The sequence below is a fragment of the Streptomyces sp. C36 genome, assembly GCF_040932295.1.
GTDB lineage: Bacteria > Actinomycetota > Actinomycetes > Streptomycetales > Streptomycetaceae > Streptomyces > Streptomyces triculaminicus.
Map to the genome: position 1 here is coordinate 600,901 of NZ_JBFQGI010000004.1, position 16,430 is coordinate 617,330.

Here is a 16,430-nt window from a genome sequence, read left to right on the forward strand (position 1 = left end):
CCCTTCACTCAAGCCCCGCCAGCACCCTCCGCGCCACCTCCCGCCCGATCGGCAGCGACGCCGTCGCCGCGGGCGAGGGGGCGTTGAGGACGTGCACCATGCCCGGGGACTGGGCGAAGAGGAAGTCGTCGACCAGCGTCCCGTCGCGCAGCACCGCCTGTGCCCTTACGCCCGAAGGTGCCGGTATCAGGTCCTCCGCCCGCACCGCCGGCAGCAACCGCCGCACCGCCGTCGTGAAGGCGCTCCTGGACAGCGAGCGCCGCACCTCGCCCGCGCCGTACCGCCAGTGGCGCCGGGCTATCCGCCACGCGCCCGGGTACGTCACCGTCTCCGCCAGCTCGCCCGGCCGCACCGTCGCCCAGTCGTACCCCTCGCGCGCCAGCGCCGGCACGGCGTTCGGCCCCACGTGCACCGTGCCGTCGACACCCCGGGTGAGATGGACGCCCAGGAAGGGGAAGGCGGGGTCGGGCACCGGGTAGACGAGGCCGCGCACCAGGTCCGTACGGTCGGCGGCCAGCTCGAAGTACTCACCGCGGAAAGGGACGATCCGCATGCCCGGGTCGTCGCCCGCCAGCCGGGCGATCCGGTCGCTGTGCAGCCCCGCGCAGTTGACCAGCGCCCGGGCCCGCAGCACCTCGCCGTCCGCCGTGCGCACCGCGACGGTCGCGCCCCGCCGCCCCACGGTGCGCACGTCCGCCCCGTAGCGCACCGAGCCGCCGGCGTCCTCCGCCAGGCGCGCCAGCTGCCGCGCCACGGCGCCGTAGTCGCACACGCCCGTCGTGCCGACGTGGATGGCGGCCAGACCCCGCACCGCCGGTTCGTACTCCGCTATCTGCGCCGGGCCCAGCTCGCGCACCGGAATGCCGTTCTCCCGGCCACGCTGGACCAGGGCGTGCAGTCGTGGCAGCTCGTCCCGCTCGGTGGCGACGATCAGCTTGCCCGTCACCTCGTGCGGCAGGTCGTGCTCGGCGCAGAACTCGACCATCTCCGCCGCGCCACCCACCGCGAAGCGGGCCTTGTAGGAACCGGGGCGGTAATAGATCCCGCTGTGGATCACGCCGCTGTTCCGCCCGGTCTGGTGGCGCGCCGGGCCGCTCTCCTTCTCCAGCACCACCACGCGTGTGCCCGGCGCGGCGCGTGTGATCGCGTAGGCCGTCGACAGGCCCACGATCCCGCCGCCGATCACCAGCACGTCGCAGTCGTACGCCACCCTCACGTCACCTCCCCGCGCTCGCCGCCGTGCATGCCCCTCAGCGCCTCACCCACGCACCCATGATGACCTGTACCACTGACATCGACGCGCCTGATGGGAACACTGAAGATCACTTTTGGGCAGCCGGACGGCATGCCGACGGTGATCGGACGGAGCTCCGACTACGCCGGGGCGAAGAGCAGCGGCCGGGCCCGCTCGCGCAGCTCCGCCACCCGCGGCTCGTCGCCGTACGGCTCCAGCCGGTGCAGCAGATCGCGTACGTACTCCGTCGTACGCGCCGAAGAGATCCGTCCGGCGACCTCCACCGCCCGCGTGCCCGCCGCGCATGCCGCGTCCAGGTTCCCCGACTCCAGCTCGGCGACCGCCGAGACCACCAGCCGCAGGCCGTGCGAGCGTACGAACTCCTCCGTCGGACGGGCCAGCGCCTGTTCCGTGAAGCGCTGCACCTGCCGCGGCATCCGCAGATCGCGGTAGCACTCCGCGGCGTCGGCGGCGAACCGTTCCGGGGAGTAGAAGTCCAGCCAGGATGGGTCGGCGTCGCCCGGACGGGCCCGTTCCAGCCAGCCTTCGGCGGCCTTGAGCGCGGCGCCGCAGGCCGGCGCGTCGCCCGTCCTCGCCTGGGCGCGCGCCTCGACGAGCCGGAAGAAGCTCATCGTGCGGGCGGTGGCCAGGCCGCGGTTGCGCTCGAGGGCCGCCTGCGCGAGATCGACGCCCTCGTCGCCGTAGCCGCGGTAGGTGGCCTGCAGGCTCATCGACGCCAGGACGTAGCCGCCCAGGGGGACGTCCGCCGCCGCGCGGGCCAGTCGCAGCGCCTGGATGTAGTAGCGCTGGGCCGCCTCCTGCTGGCCGGTGTCGAAGGCCATCCAGCCCGCCAGCCGGGTCAGTTCGGCCGTCGCGCCGAACAGCGCGCGCCCCACGTCGTCGCTGTACGAACCCAGCAGCAGGGGAGCCGCGTCGACGCGCAGGCACTCGGGGACCATCGACGAACGCCAGTCGCCGCCGCCGTACTTGGAGTCCCAGCGGCGGGCGTCGTCGGCGGCCTCCCGCAGCTTGGTCACGTCGCTGTGGCCGACACGCTGCGCTAAAGCGGAGTCCGGGCCGGCGCCGTGGGCGCCGCCGGCACCGTCCGCCCGGATGCTCTCGGCCTCCCTGGCCGCCTGCTGCGGCTCGCGGGCCACCGAACTGTCGGCCGGCGTTATCAGCCAGCGCGAGGCGGGGGTCGAGTAGGCGCTGACGGAGAAGGATCCGGCCAGGCTCTGCCAGATGCCCCCGCCACCGCGCCGACCGGCGAGATCAAGCCGGTAGAGCTCGGTCGCGGAGCGCACGGCCTGGCCGACATCGCGCGGAAAGGAAAGCCCCACCTCCGGCGCCGGATCCGCGTCCGCGAGCCCGATCTCGTGCAGCGGCACGGGGCGGCCGAGCTTGGCCGCTATGGCCGCGGCGATCAGGTGAGGGGCCGCGCCCTGGGGGACCATGCCCTTGGACACCCAGCGGGCGACGGAGGTCTTGTCGTAGCGAAGGGTCAGTCCGCGCTGCGCGCCCAGGTCGTTGACCCTGCGCGCGAGACCGGCGTTGCTGATCCCTGCGAGGGCGAGGACAGTGCCCAGCTTCTCATTCGGCCCGCGTGGCTCCCTGGACATGCGCACCCCTCGACGACACGACGGCCCGCCCCGGCATAGGCAGGAGGCATTCGTAAACCCAGCGTAGTTCGCCGCATCCCGACCGTTAAGAGGCGATGTCCCGGATGGCGAGATTCTGGTCCGTATGTGCGTGCATTGAGGGGCACGTGCTCCGGTTGTGTGTGGCCGTGCGCCCATCGTGCGCTCTGTCCGCGCCAACGCGGACGGAGGTTCCATGGAGGAGCGTGGGTTGGCCCGCTGCACTGGATTCAGTGGGCTGGGGGAAAGCCGCCGCCTCATTCCCCGCGGGCGGCGGAACGGTCCGGGAGGTGGCTCGCGCCTCCCGGACCGTGATGCCGCAGGCCGCGCCGACGGAAGCGGAAGGCCGCCCGGAATCCGCCCGGGGGCGGCCCGGCCGACACCGGCCGTGCCCTGCGCCCCGGCCGCGCCCGCGCGAGCGCACCGGCGGGCGCTCCGGACGGTGCGCCAAGTGCGCCGCGAGGCCGCGACAGTTGGCGAAAGGTCCGGATTCAACCCCGCGCGTGCGGACGAATCGAATTTGGCCGGATCCGGCCGCCCGCAGCAACCCGCACTCTCATCGTGCGCCACCCGCCCCCGACGCCGGGCCAGTTGGTGGCGCGAGTGCCCGACACGTCGTCGCAATCAATGTGTTGCACGCCGGATGTCGCAACCGCCGCATCGCTGTGCATGATGACTGCTACCTGTTGGTTGTCCACAGCCTGTGGAGGCGGCGATGCGCTGGTTGGTGGGCTGGAGCCGCACCGCCGCAGGAACCGGACTCGGTTCCGGTCCAGGCCCCGGACACGGTTCCGGTGACCCCACCGGCCCCGGCGACCCCGTCGTTCGTCCCGTCGGCGGGCGGCTCCTGTGGGGCGGCCCGGCACCCCTGTGGGCCGTCGGCGACTGGCGTCCCGACGAGATCCGCGTCGTCCAAGCCGATCATGCCACCCGTCTCGCCGTCCTCGGCCGCTGCGGCGCGAGCGACGAGACCCTGCGCACCGCCCTGCTCGCCGCCCGCGGCGGCGCGGTGCGCCACCTCACCGCCTGGCCGGGCAGCTACACCGCCGTCGCCCAGGTCGGCCGGCGCGTCACCGTCGCCGGGGACCTCGCCGGCGCCCGGCCCGTCTTCCACACCGCCTTCTCCGGTGGCACCGCCTACGCCACGGCCGCGCTGCCTCTGGCCGACCTCGTCGAGGCCCAGCTCGACATCGGCCACCTCGCGGCCCTGCTCGCCTGCCCCGACTCGCCGGAGGCCCTGGGCGACGGCACTCCCTACCTCGGCGTACGGCGCGTCCCGCCCGGCCACGCGCTGATCCTGCGCGACGGCGCCCGCGACATCACCGGCTACGAGCCCACCGCCTCCCTCGCCGTCGCCGCACCCCAACTCGACGTGCGCCAGGCCGTCGAGGACGTACGGGACGCGCTGGTCGAGGCGGTACGCACCCGCCTCGCCGCACCCCACATCACCACGGCCCATGACGGGCCGGGCTACGACGGGCCGGGCCACAACGGCGACGGTCCGGGCCACCGCGCCCCCGGCCCCGCGCCCGAAGGCTTCGGGTCCGCACCCGGCGCCCCCGGCCCCGCCCCCGGTGCGAGCGCCCACCGGCGCCGCCAGGCGCTGCACGGACCGGTGCCCGGCGTCGGCGCCGACCTCTCCGGAGGCGTCGCCTCCAGCACGCTGGCGCTGCTGGCCGCCGGGCTGCCGGGCATGCCGGGCCCGTCCCACGGGCCCGGGCGCGGCACGGGAGCCGGGGAACGGCTGCTCGCCGTCACCTTCAACGACCTCGCGGCGGGCGGCGGCCCCGCCCGCGAGTCCGAGCTGGAGCGCGCCCGCGCCATCGCCGCCAACCCCCGCCTGCGGCACGTGATCGTCGCGGCCGGAGCGGAGGCGCTGCCGTACGCCGGCCTGGCCGGCGGCCCGCTGACGGACGAACCCGGACCCGCCCTCGCCACCGCCGGACGGCACCTGCGGCGGCTGGCCGCCGGCAGCGTCGACCACTTCGTCGGACACGGCGCCCGACAGGTCCTGGACGCCCATCCGGCCCGGCTGGCCGACCTTCTGATGGATCGTCGGCGCCGCTATCTCCTGCGTCCGGTCTCGGCGCTGGCCCGCGCGGACGGGTCCTCGACGCACTCGCTGGCCGTCCCGTTCACCGTCTACCGGGCGGCGCGTCGGCTGGCCCGTACGACCTACCGGGAGGGCGTGGAGGAGGCCGCGGCCCGGCTGCTGGCGCCCGGCTTCCGCACGGGCGGGGCCGGGGCGGTGGACGCCTCGCTCGCGGCGCTGGCCTGGTGCCGGCCGGGGCCCGCCGCGCGCTGGCTGACGGGTGAGGCGCTCGCTGAAGTATCGGTTCGCCTTCAGCGCGCGGCCGTCCGCCCGGCGGGCCAGCACCAGCGCCCCGGCGAACGCCGCGCCGCCGCCGCTCTCACCCGCCACGCCGCCGACCACCGCGTCTTCGAGCAGGCCGCGGAGGTGCGCGGCCAGCGACTGCACGCCCCCTTTCTCGACAACCAGGTCGTACGCGCCTGCCGCGCCCTCCCCGAGTCGCTCCGGGTACGCCCCGGGGCGCGCGCATCCGTACTGCGCGCCGCCCTGGCCGGTGCCGGCATCCGCGACCTGCCGCCCGGCTGGGGAGCGACGTCCCACGCCTCGCACGCGTCGGCGCTACGGGCCGGCCTCGCTGCCGCCGCCGGCCCGCTCCTCGACCTCTTCGACGCGCCCCTGCTGGCCGAGGCGGGCCTGATCGAGGCCGCGGTCGTCCGGGACGCGCTGCGCGCGGCGGCCGCCGGAGAGCCGCTGCCGCTCGACGGGCTGGCGGAGATCGTCTCCACCGAGGTCTGGCTGCGCCGCCTCCTCTCCCGGCGCGGCTCCTGCTGGACGGGCACGGCCCCCGCGTCCGGCAGGCGCCCGGTCGTGGGCGGCGGTGCGCCCCGGCCCGGCCCGTGAGACGTCCGCCGGGGCCTGAGGTCCGGTTGCTCAGCGGACCGCAGGGGACACGCGCTCCGTAAAATGACTGGACGGGCGCGAGTGCGCCGGGCTCTACTCGGGCCCCGACCAGGCAAAAGGAACCACGGTGGGCACGGTGGCAGGAATTCCCGAAGACACGGAGACCGGCGAGGGCGGTCCCGCCCTGCGCGGAGACTGCGAGAGCTGCTTCGGGCTGTGCTGCGTCGCCCTGCCGTTCGCCGCCTCGGCGGACTTCGCGGTCAACAAGCCCGCCGGAAAGCCGTGCACCAACCTGCGGACGGACTTCCGCTGCGGCATCCACACCCGCCTCAGGAAGCAGGGCTTCCCCGGCTGCACCGTCTACGACTGCTTCGGCGCGGGCCAGAAGGTCTCCCAGGTCACCTTCGGCGGACAGGACTGGCGGCAGGCCCCGGACACCGCTCAGCAGATGTTCGACGTGTTCCCGGTCATGCGGCAGCTCCACGAGCTGCTCTGGTACCTGAACGAGGCGCTCACCCTCCCCGCCGCCCGCCCCGTCCACGCAGACGTGCGCCGCCTCCTCGACGAGACCGAAGCCCTCACCCGCCGCGACTCCGCCTCCCTCCTGGAGGTCGACGTGTCGGCCCACCGGCAGAAGGTCAACGTCCTGCTGCTGCGTACGAGCGAACTCGTCCGTGCCAAGGCCGGGCGCAAGACGAAGAACCACCGGGGCGCGGACCTCATGGGCGCCCGGCTCAAGCGGGCCGACCTCCGCGGCGCCAACCTGCGCGGCGCCTACCTCATCGCCGCCGACCTCTCGGGCGCGGACCTGAGAATGGCCGACCTCATCGGCGCCGACTTCCGCGACGCCGACCTCTCGGGCGCCGACCTGACCGGGAGCATCTTCCTCACCCAGCCCCAGATCAACGCCGCCAAGGGCGATGCCGCCACCAAACTGCCGCCCGCGCTGACCCGTCCCCCGCACTGGGCGCCGTCGGCGACCGTCGCGACCCGCAGCTGATCCGCGCGTCGGCCCAGTCCGCGACCGCGACGCGATCCGCCGCGGACCTCGGCTCGACGACCAGGCGCAGCGTCCTGCGGCCCGCCAGCGGCGCGTGGACGGGGACGGCCGGACGGCCGCCCCGCACCAGGCCCGAGCTCCACAGGCGCTCGCCGTCCGCGTAGACGGAGAAGGTGACGGCGCCCAGGCCCAGCGTCATGTCGTCCACGCCCGCCAGCGCGTCGTAGGACGTGCAGGAACGGTTCAGTTCGATGGTCACCGACGACGCCGCGTGGACGCTCGCCCCGGCGCGGTACGTCGTACCGCCCACTCGCAGCCCGTACCGCTGCCACAGCCAGCTCCCGCCGAGCCGCACCTCCGGCTCGCCGCCGTCACCGTCACCGATGCCGCTGTACCGCAGCTCATTGAGCGCGTAGACGTGCGAGGGAGGCGGCGGGGGAACGGGCGTCGGCCGATGGGGCGTGACCGGCGTGGACGGTTTCGCCTTCGGCAGGCTCGGCGACGGCCGCGGTGTGGGCGAGGCAGGTGGTGTGGGAGATACGGAAGCGGAGGGGCCGACGGAAGCGGACACCGACGCCGATGGTGACGGTGACAGTGCCGGGGATACGGACGGCTTCGGGGCGGACTTCGCCACCAGCGCGGGAGGCGCACTGGGCGCGGGCGAGGCCGTCAGGCTCGGCCGCGGCCCCGGCTTGTGCGGCGGCGCCGGTACGACCGGAGCCGCCGTGGCTCTCGCCTGCGGTCTGTCCGGCGGCGCGGGGGAGTGCCCGGCGACGGCGTACGCGATGACGGCCCCGGTAGCGGCCAGCACCCCCGCCCCCAGCGCCACCTTCACCGGCAGCCCCAGCCCCTCACCCACCACGGCCCCGACCCCGGACCCCCCGACCGAACCACCACCGGCCCCGGCACCGGCGCCTGCCCCGGCAGCAGCCCCGGCACCAGAGCCCGCACCGGCGGAAGCCGCCCCAGCCCCACTCGCCGCACCGCCCGCCCCCGTGGCACCGGCCGACCCGGCGCCAACCGACCCGGCAGCACCTGCAGCGGCTCCCGCACCAGCGACCCCGGCCGCCGCACCCGCCCCGACCGCACCAGCCGCCGTACCCGCCGCGAGTCCCGCGGCGGCCTTGACCGACCAGCCGGCGGCGAACCATCCGATGACCGCGACGGGCAGCAGCGCGCGCAGCCGTTCGTTGACGTCCGCGACCTCCAGCGCCGCCGTACGGCACTTCGCGCAGCCCTCGAGATGCCTGCGCATCCCCCGCTCGGCCCGCGTCCGCAGCCTGCCCCGGGCATACGCGCCGAGCCGGTCGGCGTACTGGGCGCAGTCGCCGCCCGCCATCAGCTGCGTATTCACATGCGCCTGCAGATAGGCCTGCTTCAACCCCTCCCGTGCCCGGTGGGCCAGCACCGCCGTCGCGTTGGCGCTCAGCCCGAGCAGCGGGCCGACATCGCCCGGCGACTCCTCCTCCACCGTCGTGTGCCACAGCACCGTCTGCCATCGCTCGGGCAGGCTCCGGAAGGCCTGCACGGCCAGGGACTCCTCGGCCTCCTGCATGGCCCGCACGTCCGCGCCCAGGTTGAGCGTGTCCTCGTCGGCCGTCACCGATGAGGACGCCGCCGACGTGGCGAACACCGCGAAGTCCTCGACCAGCTGCTCGCGCCTGGCCGTCCTCGCCCAGGCCGCCGCGATCCTTCGCACGGTGGTCAGCAGATACGCCCGTACCGCCGAGTCCGGGCCCGAACCGCCGCGCACCGCCTGCAGGGTGCTGGTGAAGACCTCGTTGGTGAGGTCCTCGGCGGTGTGCTCGTCGCGGCAGCAACTACGGGCGTACCGGCGGACCGCATCGGCATGCCGTCGATACAGCTCCTCGTACGCCTCACCGCCCTCGCCGCTGCCACGCAGCTGGGCGACCAGCTCGAGATCCGACGGAGGCACGTCCGCGTCGTCGGCACCGACCTCGGCGACGACCTCGGCACCGCCCTTGGAGCCGGCATCACTACTGGCGTCGGTCCTGGCACCAGCACTGACATCGGTACCAGCACTGACATCGGTACCGGCACCAGGCTCACGACCTGCCTTGGCAGGAAGAGCCGGAAGCCCCGACCGCGCAGGCGTCCGCTGCTGCGGAACCTCGGGATCAGGGCTGTCGCTCCACAGATCCAAGGAAGCGGAAGCGAACGGACCACCCTGGCCGGGCACCTTGTGCGGCGCCGGTGGGTCGTCCGACTCCTCGCTTCTGCGCGGCTCTTCTCGCCCGTCAACACCCATAGCGGATGCTCCCCGTACACGCCGTCACACACGAATACCGAGCAGCGTCGCACACGGGAGTGCCCAGAAATCATTTCGCGAACGGCAACCACTCATCCGGGTTCTGTTCGCGTGCTCGGGCACGGGATGTCACTCGAACAGATGAGGATTGTTGAACACCAGCCCCCTTCTGCCGGCCTGCTCCTCCGTGGGCTCTCCGGAGAAGGAGGCCCACGGAAGTACCGCGCCGACCGTGATGACTGCTGTGGTGACCGCGATCGCCGCGGTTACTGCACGGGCCGCGAACGGAGGCCTTCCAGCAGGATGTCCAGCAGCCGCGAGGACGCCGCCGCCTGCTGTGCCGCGTCCGGAAGCGACGGAGCCGCCGTCGCGATCACCAGCAGTACATCGGCGACCGTCACGTCGGCGCGCAGCTCACCGGCCGCCCGCGCCCGCTCGACCAGCCGGCCCACGACGTCGAGCAGCGCCGCGGCACCCGCGTCGTCCCGCTCGTCGACCGCTGTCGGCCGCTGCTCGACCAGACGCAGCTCGTGCAGCTGACCGCCACCGATCCCCGGCTGCCGCTGCTGCGGCACACGGGCCCGGTCCGGCACCGCGGCCTGCAGGCGCTGCTCCTCGGACTCCACGTCGACGCCGACCCGCAGGACCTGCGGCGGCAGCAGCCGGCCTGCGCCGGACGCCACCGACGTGCGCAGGAACCGGGACAGCGCCGACCACGGCTCGTCCTCCTGCCCCAGCGCCGTCCGCGCCTGCTCGGTGAGCCGGGCCGTCTCTTCCTCGGCTATGCGCCGGACCAGCACGTCCTTGCTCGGGAAGCGGCGGTAGACCGTCCCCACTCCGACCCGGGCCCGGCGTGCCACGTCCTCCATCGGCGCCCCGTACCCCAGCTCGCCGAAGACCTCGCGAGCCGCCCGCAGCACATGTTCCAGATTGCGCTGTGCGTCCACGCGCAACGGCGTATTACGGCCACCCGTGCCGTCAGCCGTCGCGACAGCAGCAGACCAATGAGAGCTCTGAATGTGCATACGTTCCCCCGGTTATGACGTCTCCCCCCGGAGACTCCCCGCCCTGACTGCCGGGGCACGTCTCGACACCCCGACGGAGTACGAACATAGTTGAGCCCAGGTCAAGAAAGAAGGGGGTAGCTCCGCACAGGCCGTCCCCGATTGGAGTACGGACCTGCTCCCCCTTGATTCTGCACCACCGCACCACCCCGCCGCATCCCCCCTGACCTGCGAGCCTTTCCCGCAGAGCGGCTTTCTCGAGACGGACGGATCAGCTCCGGCACCGGTCATACATTTCGCGAGTCCTGTGGACAAACCACCGACGTCGATGCGTCATGAGGAGGAGTTGTGCCACAACGCGAGAACGACCGAGTACGAGCGAGCACGACGGGTACCCGAGTAGAGCCGAGTACAGCCGACAACTGCCGAGGACGACGCGACGACGCGAGGAGGAAGAGGCCTTGGTGAACGAACCGGCGCGGGAGGGGCGGGCAGGACACGAGGGGCAGACGGAGGAAGCAGGCCGGACAGCGCCGGAAGAGCGGGAAAAGCAGGACCGGCAGGAACAGCAGGACCGGCAGGAACAGCAGCAACAGCGGGAGCGGCGGGAACAACCCACGCGGCAGGCACAGGCACAACCCACGCCCCCCGAAGGAAACGAGCAGCCCCCCATCCCGACCCGCATCCTCGTCATCGGCGGCGGCTACGTCGGGATGTACACCGCCCTCCACCTCCAGCGGAAGCTCAGGCGCGGCGAGGCGGAGATCCTGGTCATCGACCCCGAGCCGTACATGACCTACCAGCCCTTCCTCCCCGAGGCCGCCGCCGGCTCCATCTCGCCCCGCCACGTCGTCGTCCCGCTGCGCCGGGCCCTCGGCAAGTGCCAGTTCGTCACCGGTGAGGCGGTCGCCATCGACCACGCCAAGCGCACGGCCAGCATCAAGACCCTCGCCACCGAGGACGAGGGCACCGGCCCCATCGACATCCACTACGAGGAACTGGTCCTGGCCCCCGGCTCCATCTCCCGCACCCTCCCCATCCCGGGCCTCGCCGACTACGGCATCGGCTTCAAGACGGTCGAGGAGGCCATCGGCCTGCGCAACCACGTCCTCGAACAGCTGGACATCGCCTCCTCCACCCGCGATCCCGAGGTGCGCGACGCGGCGCTGACCTTCGTGTTCGTCGGCGGCGGCTACGCGGGCGTCGAAGCGCTCGGCGAGCTGGAGGACATGGCCCGCTACGCCACGCGCTACTACCACAACATCGAGCCCGACGATCTGAAGTTCATCCTGGTCGAGGCCACCGGCCGGATCCTCCCCGAGGTGGGCGAGGACATGGGCCGGTACGCCGTCCGGGAGCTGCGCGGCCGCAACATCGACGTACGCCTCGACACCCGACTGGACTCCTGCGAGAACCGTGTGGCCGTCCTCAGCGACGGCTCGCGCTTTCCCACGCGCACGCTCGTATGGACGGCGGGCGTCAAGCCGCACCCGATCCTCGCCGCCGCCGACCTCCCCCTCGACGAGCGCGGCCGGCTCAAGTGCACCCCGGCCCTGCGGATCGAGGGCGTCGAGCACGCGTGGGCGGCGGGGGACGCCGCGTCCGTCCCCGACCTCACGGCCGAGAACGGCGGCACGATCTGCGCCCCCAACGCCCAGCACGCCGTGCGCCAGGCCAAGGTCCTCGCCGAGAACATCCTGTCGTCGCTGCGCGGCAAGGACCTCCAGGACTACCGCCACAAGTACGTCGGCTCGGTCGCCTCGCTCGGCCTCCACAAAGGCGTCGCCCATGTGTACGGGAAGAAGCTCAAGGGCTACCCCGCATGGTTCATGCACCGTGCCTACCACCTCAGCCGGGTGCCGACCTTCAACCGCAAAATGCGCGTCCTCGCCGAATGGACCCTCGCGGGACTCTTCAAACGTGAGATCGTCTCGCTCGGCTCGCTGGAGAACCCCCGGGCCGAGTTCGAACTGGCCGCAGGCACCGGCCGTCACCCGGAAGCGAGTTGAAGCACGGTCCGTCGGCGGGGCATCGCGGCAGGTCGCGGGCGGGGACGGGAACACGCGGCGCGTTCACCCGACACGGCGCCTGACGGATGTCAGTCCTGTCGGCCACACTGGTCGTGTGACCATGGGTGGGCTGGTATCAGCGAAGAGTAACAATCATGAGGATTCGGACGTTTGCTGCATTCCTTCGGGGGCCGTTCCCCGCACCGCCGGCGGCGGCCCCACACCGGGCCCGCGGCTGAGCCACCCCACGTGCCCCGCGCGGCACACCACGCGGCATCCCCTGGGGCAGCACTTCACACGGCACCCCATGTGGCATCCCGCGTCGCCGAGCTGATCCGGAACGACTCCGCGAGGTAATCCTCAGTGAACTTCACCCGCTGGAGCGCCCGGCTCCCCGGCACACAGCGCCGAGCAGCGGCCCGCGCCGACCGCACACCCGCCGCGGCCCCACAGGCCTCCGCCGCGTCCACCGCCGCCGGATCCGGGCCCGGGACCGGCACCGGCACCGGATCCGTGCCCGCCGCCCGGGCCGAGGCCGCCCCGGCCAAGGACGCCGAGCCCGTCACTCTCGACGGCCTCTCCGTCCACGACATCCTCGGCAAGGTCCCCGCCCTCGCCACCGTCGTCTACGGCCCCGACCACCGCATCGCCTACGTCAACGACGCCTACGCCGCCCTCTTCGGCCCCCGCCCCACTGGCACCCGCGCCCGCGACACCCTCCCCGAGCTCGAGGAACTCGGCCTGCTCCCCCTCATGGACCAGGTCCTGCGCAGCGGCAAGCCCCGCACCGTCAAGTCCCGCCGCGTGACCGTCCCCGCACCACCGGACGGAACCACCACCCAGCCGGCCACCATCGACCGTGGCCCCCGCCCCCGGCACGGCTACTACACCTTCACCTGCTCCCCGATCGCGGTGGGAGAAGGCAAGGATGCCCAGCGCGGCGTCCTCGTCTTCGCCGCCGACGTCACCGACCAGGTGGAAGCGGCAGAACGCCTGCGCGTCAGCGAACGCCGCCAGCGCGAGGCGGCCGTCACCCTCCAGCGCAGCCTGCTCCCCCAGGAACTGGAACAGCCCGACGACCTCCGCGTCGCCGCCACGTACCAGCCCGGCGGCAAGGACACCGCCGTAGGCGGTGACTGGTACGACGTGATCACCCTCGGCGCCGGCCGCACCGCCCTCGTCATCGGCGACGTCATGGGCCGCGGTGTGCGCGCCGCCGCCGTCATGGGCCAGCTGCGCACGGCCGTACGGGCCTACGCCCGCCTCGACCTCCCGCCCCACGAGGTCCTGCAGCTCCTCGACGGCCTCGCCGCCGAGATCGACGCCACCCAGATCGCCACCTGCGTCTACGCCGTCCACGATCCCAACGAGGGACGCCTCGTCTACGCCTCCGCCGGACACCTGCCCATCCTCGTCCGCGACCCCGACGGCACCGTCCGCCGTGCCGCCGAACCCACCGGCCCCCCGCTCGGCACCGGCGGCTGGCTGCACACCTCCGGCACGGTGGCCCTGTGCCCCGGCTCCAGCGCCGTCCTCTATACGGACGGACTCGTCGAACGCCGCGACGAGGACATCGACGAAGGCGTCGCCGCCCTCGAACGCGCCTTCGCCGGAGCCACCGGCTCCCCGCAGGTCATGTGCGACCGCCTCATCCGCGCCCTCGGCGTCACCCAGGAACACGACGACGACGTCGCCGTCCTCGTACTCCAGCACCCCGCCCGCACGGGACACGACGCCGAGCTCTTCCACAACGCCGCGCTCGAGCTCCTCGGCGGAGTCGAGGCCGCACCCCGCGCCCGCGCGTTCGCCTCCGGCGTCCTGGCCAGCTGGCGCTTCCCCACCGACCTCCGTGACCTGGGCGTCCTGGCGGCGAGCGAGCTCGTCGCCAACTCGCTCCAGCACGGCACACCCCCCATGCGCCTCCGCCTGCGCCGCACCGACCGCCGCCTGATCATCGAGGTCACCGACGGCGACGACCACCTCCCGCGCCGACGCCGCGCCGAGCCCGCGGACGAGGCCGGCCGGGGCATCTCGATCATCGCCACGATCGCCTCGTCCTGGGGCTCCCGCCGCACACCGGGCGGCGGAAAGGCGGTGTGGTGCGAGTTCGCACTGCCGGCGGGGCACGGATGACGGCAGATGAAGACATACGAAAGCGCCGGGGGCGGGAAGTAACGACTTCCCGCCCCCGGCGCTCGCGCATCGGCGCGCAGCTATATATCGGCGCGCGCAGCTATATACAGACCAGGTAGCTACGGATCAGGCGGCTACGGCCACGCGATCGGCCGACTCAGCCGGCCCGACCGAGTCCGCCGACTCGACCGGATCCACGGATCCGGCAGCCGCCCGGGCCTCCGCCCGCTGGGCCCTGCCGACGAACGGGTTGTCCTGAGCGGCGGTGAGCCGACGGCCCAGCCGCAGCGCCAGAACGGTGATGCCGAGCGAGAACATGATCAGCAGCGACACGTACGCGACGTGCAGGCCGAGCCCCACCAGCAGCGCGCCCAGCAGCGGCCCCGAGGCCATCGCCAGCTGCTTCACCAGGGCGAAGGCCGAGTTGTACTGACCGATCAGCGACGCCGGCGCCAGGTCGGCCACCAGCGGTGCCACGGTCGGGGACAGCATCGACTCGCCGACGCCGAACAGCACGTACGTCGAGATCAGCAGCCCCGTCGCCACCGCCTGGGCCCCGTGCACCAGGCCGGACAGCGCCGCCGCGACCCACGCCACGGTCCAGATCAGCCCGACCAGCGCCATGACCCGGCTGCGCCGGCGCCGCTCCACCAGCTTCAGGACGACGAACTGCGTCACCACGATGGCGGCCGTGTTGGCGAACAGCGCGATGCCCAGCGTGGCGGGGGAGACCCGAGTGACCTCGGTGGCGTATGCCGCCAGACCCGCCTCGAACTGTCCGTAGCAGGCGAAGAACATCACGAAGCCCAGCGCGCACAGCCACACCATCGAGCGATCCCGCATCAGGGCGCGCCACGCACCCTCGGGCCGCTCGCCGGTCGGCATCGCGTCCTCGACCTTGGGGGCGGCGGGCAGCCGTACGGTCGCCACGGTCGCACCCAGCACCAGGAACATCACCGATTCGATCCCGAACAGCCGGATGAAGCTCGACGCGGCGTGCTCGTCGACCATGAGGCCGCCGATGAGCCCACCGACGCCGAGGCCCAGGTTGTTGAGGAAGAACTGCGTGGCGAACGAGCGCGAGCGGGTCAGCGGCGTCGAGCACCACACGATCATCGTCGCGAGCGCCGGCTGGATCACCGCTATACCCGCACCGAGCGCGGCGGCGGAGGCGATCACCAGCGGAGTGCTGCCGGACAGCCCCATCCCCAGCGAACCGATCGCCGCCGAGACCGTACCCACGATGGCCACGGGCAGCGGACCCCGCCGGTCGATCGCCCGACCGGTGAAAGGCAGCACGATCAGCGCCGCCACGGCCAGCGTGAACAGCGTCAAACCCGCTGTCCCCGCTCCCAGGCCCCGCACCTTCGCCACATAGACGTAGAGATACGGAACCGTGAAGCCGTTGCCGAACGCGCTCAGCGCGTTGCCCAACTGGATCCGGCGCAGTGCCGCGCCCATCGCGGTGGTCACACTCACCCCTTGAACTTGAAGACTTCAGACCTAAACTTCGAAGCTAAACAGTACATCGCGAAGGTCTTTATGTCGAATGGTTTCTGCCATACTGCCGCTCATGGCTGACACCCCCGGGCCCGCCGAGCCGAGCCTCGAAGAGCAGATCGCCGCCTACCAGCGCGAATTTCAGGGCCTCGATCCCCAGGTGGAGCGGGTCGTCTCCGCCCTCAGCCGTCTCAACCGGCGCATGAACGTCGCGTACGGCCGCCAGACCGCCGAGCTCGGCATCAGCAACGCGGAGTGGGAGGTCCTCAAGGCCCTCGTCCTCGCCGGCGAGCCCTACCGCCTCGGCCCCGGCGACCTCGCCAGGCGCCTCGGCCTCACCCCGGCCGCCATGACCCACCGCATCGACCGCATGGTCGCGGAAGGCCTCGTCACGCGGGAGCGCGACGAGAGCAACCGCGTGCGCGTCATCGTGGGCATTACAGAGGAGGGGCGAGCCAAGTGGCTCGAGGGCCTCCGGATGGCCACGGTCTTCGAGGAGGAACTGCTCCAGGACCTCTCCGGCGACGAACGCACCCAGCTCGGCGCGATGCTGACCCGGCTCCTCCGCCGAGTGGAAGAGGCCCAGCCGGACGCCGGCGGACGCCTCACCGACCTGGACTGAGACCCGGTCAGAGGCGAGTTGACACGGGTCTACCGGATCCGTAATGTTCTCCGAGTTGTCGCGGGGCCGGTACGGCTCAACGGCAGCCAA

At 72.9% G+C, this 16,430-nt stretch carries 10 protein-coding genes; 5 read left to right on the forward strand and 5 right to left on the reverse strand.

Features of this window, described 5'->3' with window-relative positions; all coding sequences use genetic code 11:
* Nucleotides 1-4: 4 nt before the first annotated feature.
* Complete coding sequence (gene lhgO / locus AB4K12_RS16310) at nt 5-1,216, reverse strand: L-2-hydroxyglutarate oxidase (RefSeq protein WP_368434862.1); 1,212 nt, start codon at nt 1,214-1,216, stop codon at nt 5-7.
* Nucleotides 1,217-1,374: 158 nt separating this feature from the next.
* Nucleotides 1,375-2,853, reverse strand: coding sequence for an MFS transporter (locus AB4K12_RS16315; protein WP_368434863.1), 1,479 nt, complete (start codon nt 2,851-2,853; stop codon nt 1,375-1,377).
* A gap of 733 nt (nt 2,854-3,586) precedes the next feature.
* On the opposite strand from AB4K12_RS16315, the gene AB4K12_RS16320 reads away from it, so the two are divergent.
* Both AB4K12_RS16320 and AB4K12_RS16325 read left to right on the forward strand, forming a co-directional pair.
* The gene (locus AB4K12_RS16320; protein WP_368434864.1) at nt 3,587-5,803 is read left to right on the forward strand and encodes an asparagine synthase-related protein; all 2,217 of its coding nucleotides are present in this window, start codon (nt 3,587-3,589) and stop codon (nt 5,801-5,803) included.
* 145 nt (nt 5,804-5,948) lie between these two features.
* The gene (locus AB4K12_RS16325; protein ID WP_368434896.1) at nt 5,949-6,803 is read left to right on the forward strand and encodes a pentapeptide repeat-containing protein; all 855 of its coding nucleotides are present in this window, start codon (nt 5,949-5,951) and stop codon (nt 6,801-6,803) included.
* Here the strand turns inward: AB4K12_RS16325 and AB4K12_RS16330 are convergent.
* Together AB4K12_RS16330 and AB4K12_RS16335 are read right to left on the reverse strand one after the other, a co-directional pair.
* Nucleotides 6,706-8,739 (reverse strand): sigma-70 family RNA polymerase sigma factor, encoded by a 2,034-nt coding sequence (locus AB4K12_RS16330; protein WP_368434865.1) that lies wholly within the window; start codon nt 8,737-8,739, stop codon nt 6,706-6,708. The genes AB4K12_RS16325 and AB4K12_RS16330 overlap by 98 nt on opposite strands.
* A 599-nt stretch (nt 8,740-9,338) precedes the next feature.
* Nucleotides 9,339-10,097, reverse strand: a complete 759-nt coding sequence (locus AB4K12_RS16335; RefSeq protein WP_086572981.1) for a TetR/AcrR family transcriptional regulator — start codon at nt 10,095-10,097, stop codon at nt 9,339-9,341.
* Between the two features lie 650 nt (nt 10,098-10,747).
* On the opposite strand from AB4K12_RS16335, the gene AB4K12_RS16340 reads away from it, so the two are divergent.
* Nucleotides 10,748-12,085 carry an NAD(P)/FAD-dependent oxidoreductase gene (locus AB4K12_RS16340; RefSeq protein ID WP_368434897.1) on the forward strand — a complete coding sequence of 446 codons (1,338 nt, stop codon included), beginning with the start codon at nt 10,748-10,750 and terminating at the stop codon, nt 12,083-12,085.
* A 363-nt stretch (nt 12,086-12,448) separates the two neighbouring features.
* The gene (locus tag AB4K12_RS16345; RefSeq protein WP_368434866.1) at nt 12,449-14,218 is read left to right on the forward strand and encodes a SpoIIE family protein phosphatase; all 1,770 of its coding nucleotides are present in this window, start codon (nt 12,449-12,451) and stop codon (nt 14,216-14,218) included.
* A 126-nt stretch (nt 14,219-14,344) separates the two neighbouring features.
* Here AB4K12_RS16345 and AB4K12_RS16350 read toward each other — a convergent pair whose 3' ends face one another.
* On the reverse strand, nt 14,345-15,691 hold the full coding sequence (locus AB4K12_RS16350; protein WP_368434867.1) for an MFS transporter: 1,347 nt from the start codon (nt 15,689-15,691) through the stop codon (nt 14,345-14,347).
* Between the two features lie 100 nt (nt 15,692-15,791).
* Here AB4K12_RS16350 and AB4K12_RS16355 point away from each other — a divergent pair, with 100 nt between their 5' ends.
* Nucleotides 15,792-16,340, forward strand: a complete 549-nt coding sequence (locus AB4K12_RS16355) for a MarR family winged helix-turn-helix transcriptional regulator (protein ID WP_086574500.1) — start codon at nt 15,792-15,794, stop codon at nt 16,338-16,340.
* Nucleotides 16,341-16,430: the final 90 nt, after the last annotated feature.